The organism is Dactylosporangium sp. NPDC049742 (assembly GCF_040674675.1).
Lineage (GTDB): Bacteria > Actinomycetota > Actinomycetes > Mycobacteriales > Micromonosporaceae > Dactylosporangium > Dactylosporangium maewongense.
In genome coordinates this window covers 51216-57502 of sequence record NZ_JBFANF010000075.1, presented here as the reverse complement: position 1 = coordinate 57502, position 6287 = coordinate 51216, and the positions used below count along the sequence as shown (strand labels likewise).

Sequence of the window (6287 nt, the reverse complement as noted above, 5' to 3'; positions counted from 1 at the left end):
CCGGCGGCTCGTCGAGGCGGCGTTCCTCGCCAACGTCACCGGCCAGCTCGACCGGGTGCCGCAGCTGCTCAACGACGCCGGGCAGACCCCCCACACCGCCACCGGTCTCGTGTTCGCCGCCACCGCGCACCTGCTGACCAACGGCAGCGGCGACGTCGATGCGGCCCACCGCCTCCTCGCCCGGGCGCTCGACGACCTCGACGGCACGCCGGGCGACGGCTGGGACGCCTACGGCGTGCTCTACGCGCTGCTGTTCGTGTGTGTCTACAGTGGACGTCCCGGGCCGTGGGAGCTGCTGCGGGCTGCACTGAACAGGTTCGACCCGCGGGCCGTCACCGCGCTGCAGCTGTGCTACGACGCGTATGCCGACCCGGTCGGCACCGCCGACCCGCTGCGGCACCGGCTCTCCACCGCGTTCGAGGACCTGTCCAGCGACCCGGCGCCGTGGCAGTTCATCCCGCTCGCGTACGCCGCCATCGAGCTCGACGCGCTCGCCGCCTACCGGCACCTGTGTCACCGCGTCATCGACCGGGAACGCGACGGCGGCATCGTCACCGTGGTCATCGCCGGGCTGCTGATGCTCAGCGTCGACTCGATCGCGCACGGGCAGTGGGACGAGGCCGAGCGGCTGGCGGAGGAGGCCCTCGAGATCGCCCGCGCCGACGGCTACCACCTGCTCGAAGGGCAGCTGCGGTGCCGGCTGGCGCTGATCGGGGCGTACCGCGGCGACACCGCCCGCACGCGGATGCTGACCGACGAGGTGACCCGCTGGGCGGCGCCGCGCGGCGTCGGGCTGACGCAGGCCCTCGCGTGGCAGGCCCGCGCCGTCGCCGCGCTCGGCCGGCGCGACTACGAGGACGCCTACGTGCAGGCGGCCCGGATCGACGGGGCCGGCCACCCTAGCCTCGGCGTACCTGGCCGGTGGATGGTCCTCGACGCCGTCGAGGCGGCCGTCCACATCGGACACCTCGACGAGGCGCGGGCGCACGTCGACGCCGCACAGCAGGCCGGGCTCGCCGCCGTGTCGTCCCGCACCGCGCTGCTCACCGCCGGCGCCGCCGCGCTCGCCGCCCCCGACGACGACGCCGAGCGGCTCTACGCGGCCGCGCTCGCGCTCCCGTGCGCCGACCAGTGGCCGTTCGAGCAGGCGCGGATCCGGCTCGCGTACGGCGAATGGCTGCGGCGCACCCGCGACACCACCGCCGCCAGGCTGCAGCTGCGGGACGCCCTGGAGAGCCTGGACCGGCTCGGCGCCCAGCCGTGGGCGGACCGGGCCCGCAACGAGCTGCGCGCCGCGGGTGTGGCCACCGTCGGGTCCGGACCGGCGGCGCTGACCCCGCAGGAGCGGCAGATCGCCACGCTCGCCGCGACCGGGCTGACCAACAAGCAGATCGGCGAGCGGCTGTTCCTGTCGCACCGCACGGTCGGCGCCCACCTGCACCGGGCCTTCCCGAAGCTCGGCATCACCTCGCGCGCCGCCCTCGCCGGCGCCCTCGATACGCGGGCCGGCGCCTCCGCCCCGGCGCCCTGAGTCGCGGCTCTCCAGGCCGCCGCGCTCACGCGACCGGGTAGTTGCTCCGCAGCACCCCGGCCGGGTCGCGGCGCCGCTTCACCTCGCGTAGCCGGGCGAGGACGCCGGGCGCGAACGCGTCCCCGACGGACTCGCCGCCGCCGAGCGCGGTCAGTGGCTTGCGACCGGCGACGGCCGGGCCGAGCGCGGCGACGATCTCGCGCTGCCGCTCCCGGATCGCCGCCGCGCGCTCCGGCGTGGCCGGGATCCCCAGCGTGTACAGCGAGTACGGCTCCGTCAGCGGGCCGAACGGGCTGTCCGACGGGCCGGCGAACGCGCCGCCGAGCTGCCGCACCTGGATGGCGAGCAGCGGGTCGACGGGCCGGTCCAGCAGCGCGCCGGCCAGGCCGTCGAGGTCGTGCAGCAGCGCGCTGAACGACAGGCCCGGCGACGGGTCGACCGGCTCGGCCGTGATCGAGCCGAGGTCGGCGACCGGCAGCACGGCGCGGCTGTCGCTCATCGGCGGGCCGGCCTCGGCGAACGGTTTGGTCAGGGCCGCGCCGGTCGCCGCGTCGCCGAGGTACGTGACGTCGACGGCGACGAGCGGCGGCCCGCCCGGGAACTGCATCAGCTCGAACCACAGGGTCAGCTCGCGGGGCGCCTCCCAGGCGACGGACCGGAACGCGGCGAGGACCCGCGGCGCCCGGTCCGCCGGCCACAGCATCCGGCCGCCGTACAGGACCGGGGCGGGGTGCAGGCGGAACTCGACGGCCGTGACGACCGCGAGGTCGCCGCCACCGCCGCGCAGCGCCCAGAAGAGCTCGGCGTCGCTGTCCGCGGTGACCTTCGCCGGTACACCGGCGGCATCGACGACGTCGAAGGATGTGACGCTGTCGGCGGCCCATCCGAACGCACGGCCGAACCAGCTCATCCCGCCGCCGAGCGTGTACCCGGTGACGCCGACGACCGGTGAGCTGCCGGCCAGGCCGGTGAGCCCGCGCGGGCCGGCGGCCGCCTGGACCGCGCCCCAGGTCGCGCCCGCGCCGACCCGTGCGGTGCGCGCCGCGGCGTCGACGTGGACCTCGTCGAGCCGGCCGGTCCGCAGCAGGATCGCGTCGCCGGTGTTGCCGGTGGCGCCGTGCCCGGTCGGCTGCGGCGCCACGGCCAGCCCCGCCGCCGCCGCGAACCGCACGACGGCGGCCACGTCCGCGGCGTGAGCGGCCTCGACGACGGCGGCGGCCGGCTGGTCGACCGCGAGGTTCCACGGACGGCGGGCGGCGTCGAACCCGTCGTCGCCGGGCAGCAGGACGCGGCCCTCGACGGCTGTACGCAGTGCGGTGAGCTTCGGCATGCGCTCCAGTCTCGGCCGGACCCGCACGATGATCAACGCACGTTTGTGGCACGATCATGAAGCGGGACTTCACGATCGGGGGCGGCATGCTGGAGCGGCACGAGCTGGACGCCTTCATCGTCCTCGCCGAGGAGCTGCACTTCGGACGGACCGCCGAACGGCTCGGCGTCTCGACGACCCGGGTCAGCCAGACGATCCGGAAGCTGGAGCGGCGGGTCGGGGTGCCGCTGTTCCACCGCACCAGCCGACGGGTGGAGCTGACCGACGCCGGGCGGCGGCTGCACGACGACGTCCAGCCCGCGTGGGCGCAGATCGGGGCGGCGGTGCGGCAGGCCGTCGCCGCCGGGCGGGGCATGACCGGCGAGCTCGTCGTGGGCTTCGTCGGCGCGGCCGCCGGACAGCTGGTCATCCGGGTCGCGGACGGGTTCCGGCGCCGGCACCCCGGCTGCGAGGTGCGGATCCGGGAGGCGCAGATCGCGGAGGTCGTCCCGTGGCTGCACGACGGGTCGGTGGACGTGGCGCTCACCGGGCTCCCCGTGGACGACCCGCTCCTGGACACCGGCCGCGCCCTGGTGCGGGAGGCGCGCATGCTCGCGGTGTCGTCGCAGCACCCGCTCGCCCGCCGCGACACCGTGTCCGTGGAGGACCTCGCCGGCGTGCCGATGCTCCAGCTGCCGCCGACCCTGCCCGCGTCGACCCTGCGCGACCGCAACCCCGGCAGCACCCCGGCGGGCCGCCCGATCCCGACCGGCCCGCCGGCCGCCACGTTCCAGGAGGCGCTGATGCTCGCCGGCTCCGGGCGGGGCGTCCTGCCGGTCGGCGCGCACGTGCGGCGCTACTACGTGCGCCCCGACGTCGCCTACGTGCCCTTCCGCGACGCGCCGCCGGTCGAGTGGGGCCTGGCCTGGCACCGCGACCGGGCCACCGCCAAGGTCCTGGCCTTCGCCCGCGCCGCCGACGACCTGACCACCCACGACCCGTGACCCGCGACGCAGCACTGCGGCGGACCGGCCGGCGCTACCCAGCCGGGCGCAGGACGGCGACGAGGAAGTCGGAGTCCGGCGTGAAGGGGCGGAGGTCCCAGGTGGCCAGCAGCAGGTCCGGGGCCAGGCCGGCGGCGTCGGCGTCGGCGAGGAAGTCCTCGAACCCGTAGCCGCGGCCGGCGCCGAAGCCGATGACGACCCGGCCGGCGCCCCGCAGGTGGGCCCGCATCCGGCGCAGGATCTCGCGGCGGGTGTCCCGCGCGACGAACGTCATCACGTTGCCGGCGCAGACGATGGCGTCGAAGCCGTCGGGGACCTCGCGGGCCGGCAGGTCGAGCTCCGACAGGTCGCCGACGAGCCAGGTCGCGGACGGGTAGGAGTCCCGGGCGGCCGCGATCAGCACCGGGTCGAGGTCGACGCCGATCACGTCGTGGCCCATCCGGGCGAGGTGGCCACCCACCCGGCCCTGGCCGCAGCCCGCGTCGAGGATCCGGGCGCAGCGGGGCAGCATCGCGTCGACGAGGCGAGCCTCGCCGACGAGGTCGGCACCCGCCTCGGCCATCGACCGGAACCGTTCGATGTAGCGCTGCGAGTGCTCCGGGTCGGCCTCGATGAGCTCCCGCCAGGCGTTGCGGTCCGACATCCGCTGTTCCTTTCACTTTCGAAAAACCGAACCGGCGATCCGGCGTCGATGGTTCGGCATGATGAGCCGGTGTCAGCGTCTCATCCGCGCGCCGTGGCGCCGATCGTGTTCGCCTACGCCACCTTCGTCCTCGCCGGCCTGAGCGCCGGGGTCGGCGGTGTGCTGCTGCCCGCGCAGCTGCTGGACTACCGCCTCGACAAGGCGACGATAGGCGTCACGTTCTTCGCGTTCTCGGCCGGGTTCCTGCTCGCCGGGGCGACCGCCGGGACGCTCATCCACCGGCTCGGGGCCAGGACGGCGCTGACCGCGGGCGGCGCCGCGTTCATCGCCGCGGGGCTCTGCACGGCGACCCGCCCGGCGTTCGCGGTGCTCGTCGGGGTGCAGGTCGTCGCCGGGTACGGCACCGGCGTCCTCGAGTCGGTGCTCAACGCGTACCTCGCCGCCCTGCCCGGCTCCACCACGCTGCTCAACTGGCTGCACGCGTTCTTCGGCGTCGGGGCGCTGATCGGCCCGCCCCTCGCCACCTGGATGCTGGGCTTCACCGCGTGGACCTCGGTGTGGCTGGTCCTCGCCCTGGCGTGCGTGCCGCTCGTCGCCGGCTTCCAGCTCACGCTGCGCGCCACCGCGGGCAGCGCCCCGGCCGGCGCTCCGACCGCCGTTCCAGACCCGCCGCCCGCCCGCGGTCTGGTCCGCGCGGCCGGCCGGCGGCCGGCGGTGCTGCTCGGTGCGGTGTTCCTCGCGGTGTACGTGGGGCTGGAGATCAGCGTCGGCAACTGGGGCTTCAGCTACCTCGTCGCCGAACGCGGCCACGGCGACCTCCTCGCCGGCTACACGGTCAGCGGCTACTGGCTCGGCCTGACCGCCGGCCGCTTCGTGCTCAGCCCGGCCGCGGCCCGTCTCGGCTGGACCGCGAACCGGCTCATGACCGCCTGCCTGATCGGCGTCACCCTGGCGGCGGCGCTGCTGTGGCTCGTGCCCGCGACGGCGGTGGCGGCCCTCGCGCTCCTCGGCTTCTGGCTCGGCCCCGTCTTCCCAACCACGATGGCGATCGCGCCCGCCCTCGCCCCGGGCGACCTCGCCCCCACCGCGATCGGCCTGCTCAACGGCGTGTCGGTGCTCGGCGGCGCGCTCTTCCCCTTCCTGGCCGGCGCCATCGCGGACCGGTCCGGGCTGTGGACCCTCGCCCCGTTCGCGCTCGCGCTGGCCGTCGCGGAGCTGCTCATCTGGTGGCCCACCGTCCGGCACATGACCACCGCCGCGCCCGTACAGCCGGGGCGGGTTTGAACGCTCCTACGTAATTACGTAGAATCGTCCTCATGGCGTCGCTGGAGGAGCGGGTGGCCGCGCTCGAGGCCCGAGTGTTCGGCGAGCCGTCCCAGGTGGACGGGTCGGCGTTCTGGGCGCTGGAGCGGCTGCGGGAGCTGGCGCCGGACGAGGGGGCGGTGCTCTTCACCGGCACCGTCGACCTGCCGACCGGCGAGCACTACGACTGGCAGCTCGGCACGCCGGTCGGGCAGCTGCTCGACGAGGACTGGCAGGAGTTCGCGGCGGCGCTGGCGGCGCTCGCGCATCCGATGCGGCTGCGGCTGCTGCGGGAGATCCTCGGCGGCGTGCGGGCGAGCACCGACCTCGCCGGCACCGAGGGCCTCGGCACCAGCGGCCAGCTCTACCACCACCTGCGCCAGCTGACCGCCGCGGGCTGGCTGCGGACCGCCGGCCGCGGGCACTACAGCGTGCCGCCGGAGCGGGTCGTGCCGCTGCTGACCATCCTGGCGGCCGCGCGCCGCTGAAGAAGTCTGT

General features: G+C 75.8%; 6 protein-coding genes. 4 read left to right on the top strand and 2 right to left on the bottom strand.

The window, feature by feature from the left end; all coding sequences use genetic code 11:
* Positions 1 to 1531, top strand: a 1531-nt coding sequence (locus AB0J72_RS50625; RefSeq protein WP_363413645.1) for a LuxR C-terminal-related transcriptional regulator, incomplete at its 5' end; no start/stop codon positions are given.
* Between the two features lie 25 nt (positions 1532 to 1556).
* On the opposite strand, the gene AB0J72_RS50620 is transcribed toward AB0J72_RS50625, so the two are convergent.
* Positions 1557 to 2861 carry an FAD-binding protein gene (locus AB0J72_RS50620; protein ID WP_363413642.1) on the bottom strand — a complete coding sequence of 435 codons (1305 nt, stop codon included), beginning with the start codon at positions 2859 to 2861 and terminating at the stop codon, positions 1557 to 1559.
* Positions 2862 to 2917: 56 nt separating this feature from the next.
* Between AB0J72_RS50620 and AB0J72_RS50615 the strand changes: the two genes are divergently transcribed.
* A complete protein-coding gene (locus AB0J72_RS50615) occupies positions 2918 to 3844 on the top strand; it encodes a LysR family transcriptional regulator (protein ID WP_363413639.1) in 927 nt (308 codons plus the stop codon).
* A gap of 34 nt (positions 3845 to 3878) precedes the next feature.
* On the opposite strand, the gene AB0J72_RS50610 is transcribed toward AB0J72_RS50615, so the two are convergent.
* Complete coding sequence (locus AB0J72_RS50610; RefSeq protein WP_363413636.1) at positions 3879 to 4487, bottom strand: class I SAM-dependent methyltransferase; 609 nt, start codon at positions 4485 to 4487, stop codon at positions 3879 to 3881.
* Between the two features lie 69 nt (positions 4488 to 4556).
* Between AB0J72_RS50610 and AB0J72_RS50605 the strand changes: the two genes are divergently transcribed.
* The gene (locus tag AB0J72_RS50605; protein ID WP_363413633.1) at positions 4557 to 5771 is read left to right on the top strand and encodes an MFS transporter; all 1215 of its coding nucleotides are present in this window, start codon (positions 4557 to 4559) and stop codon (positions 5769 to 5771) included.
* A gap of 32 nt (positions 5772 to 5803) precedes the next feature.
* Positions 5804 to 6277: an ArsR family transcriptional regulator gene (locus AB0J72_RS50600; RefSeq protein WP_363413632.1), complete on the top strand. Its 474-nt coding sequence runs from the start codon at positions 5804 to 5806 to the stop codon at positions 6275 to 6277.
* The last annotated feature ends 10 nt before the right edge of the window (positions 6278 to 6287 follow it).

Excerpts from the sequence above, each read along its gene's own strand:
- AB0J72_RS50600 (WP_363413632.1), top strand. The coding sequence starts at position 5,804 with ATGGCGTCGCTGGAGGAGCGGGTGGCCGCGCTCGAGGCCCGAGTGTTC.
- AB0J72_RS50610 (WP_363413636.1), bottom strand. The coding sequence starts at position 4,487 with ATGTCGGACCGCAACGCCTGGCGGGAGCTCATCGAGGCCGACCCGGAG.
- AB0J72_RS50620 (WP_363413642.1), bottom strand. The coding sequence starts at position 2,861 with ATGCCGAAGCTCACCGCACTGCGTACAGCCGTCGAGGGCCGCGTCCTG.
- AB0J72_RS50615 (WP_363413639.1), top strand. The coding sequence starts at position 2,918 with ATGAAGCGGGACTTCACGATCGGGGGCGGCATGCTGGAGCGGCACGAG.